1 protein-coding gene and 1 pseudogene are annotated in these 1,642 nt (G+C 57.9%); one reads left to right on the forward strand and one right to left on the reverse strand.

Features of this window, described 5'->3' with window-relative positions:
- Positions 1-883 precede the first annotated feature (883 nt).
- Positions 884-1,147 (forward strand): annotated as a pseudogene (locus RY831_RS32870) (DDE-type integrase/transposase/recombinase); the annotation flags it as partial.
- A 61-nt stretch (positions 1,148-1,208) separates the two neighbouring features.
- On the opposite strand, the gene RY831_RS32875 reads toward RY831_RS32870, so the two are convergent.
- Positions 1,209-1,642: hypothetical protein (locus RY831_RS32875; protein ID WP_326510483.1), on the reverse strand; the 434-nt coding region annotated here is incomplete at its 5' end.

Consider the following 1,642-nt stretch of genomic DNA (forward strand, 5'->3'; position numbering starts at 1 on the left):
GGAACTTAACCAACAAAACTGGGACGACCAGACGCGGCGGTTGATCGATACTTGGCAAACCACATGGAACGCCATGCCGAAGGGAGCTGGTCGAACATCCGACCGGGTGTTTGTGTCGGTCACAGGCAGTGTGATGCATGCTGGAAATATCAGCCAAGTACTGGGAGGACTCCAGAGCCGGCAGGCGGTGGCCGTAGCGCCGCCGCCGGCCGGCTGGCAACGCGCGCGCAATGCGCTGATGGCGCATCTGGCCCACGAATACCACTACTCTTACGGCGCCTTGGCGGCCCTGACGTTTAGGGAGCTTAACCAACAAAACTGGGACGACCAGACGCGGCGGTTGATCGATACTTGGCAAACCACATGGAACGCCATGCCGGAGGGTGCTGGTCGNCGGCCCTGACGTTTAGGGAGCTTAACCAACAAAACTGGGACGACCAGACGCGGCGGTTGATCGATACTTGGCAAACCACATGGAACGCCATGCCGGAGGGTGCTGGTCGAACATCCGACCGGGTGTTTTTGACGCGCACTGGCAATGTGATGTATGTGACAAATATCAGCCAAGTACTGGACAGACTCCAGAGAGTTCTGTTGCAAAGAAACCCGCGCGAATGAAAGTGAGGGCACTGTCAAATTAACGTGGTGGAAGCGAGAATAGGGCTGGTCGACCGATACTCAGAACGGAGTAGACGGATGTTGGGTGACACCGGTGAGGTCATGCCAGATAGCCAAGCGTCTGGTGAGCTCATTGCTTCGATAAGGCGATTCAGTACGACGCTGTGCCTGACAAGGTCACAATGGACAAGAGCGGCGCGCTAACTGTGGAGCGCTCGAGCAGCTAAACCAGGAACGCGGCATACCCGCCACAATTCGGCAGGTCCAATACCTCAACAACATCGTGGAGCAAAATCACCGCGCCGTCAAACGCATCACCCGGCCGATGCTGGGATTCAAATCGTTTCGGGCTGCCCAAGCCGTCATTGCCGGCATTGAGCTGATGCATATGCTTCGTAAAGGCCAGTTCAGCATCAAAGACTGCAACCGCATGCCGTTCGCTGACCAGTTTTATGCGTTGGCAGGAGAAGTCCGTCCGGCGTCACGGTGTGGCCACGTCGTCAGCAAAATTGCTCCTTCAATCCACTAATGCGACACAACCGCAGTGCTCGGGCCGGACAGTACTAGAACCAATTGCCCAAGGGCTTGTGTTACGTTTCACGCGTGCTGGTTGACATTGCGCTGCCAATCTGTTGCGCAGTCATCACGTTGCCGGTTTTCGTCACAAACACCCGGCCTTTTTGGCGGCCGGCGCCATTCGGCATGCTGTTCCACCTGCTCTCCCAGGCATCGATCAGGCCCTGCGTCTCCTCGTCCCAGGTTCTCTCACCAAGGTCCGTAAATGTCAGGGCCGCCAAGGCGCCGCGATCGTAGTGGCCCTGAGTGGTCAGATGCTCTATCAGCGCATCCCGCGCGAGTCGCCAGTCAGCCATCAGCGACGTCCCGGCAGCCACCTGCCGGCTCTGGATCGAATTCAGCCTCTTGCCGATGTCTGTCTTAGTTGTCACATTGCCGGTTTCCGTCACAAACACCCGGCCGTTTTGGCGGCCGGCACCATCCGGCATGCCGTTCCACTTGCTCTCCC

The organism is Noviherbaspirillum album, from assembly GCF_035916955.1.
GTDB lineage: Bacteria > Pseudomonadota > Gammaproteobacteria > Burkholderiales > Burkholderiaceae_D > Noviherbaspirillum > Noviherbaspirillum album.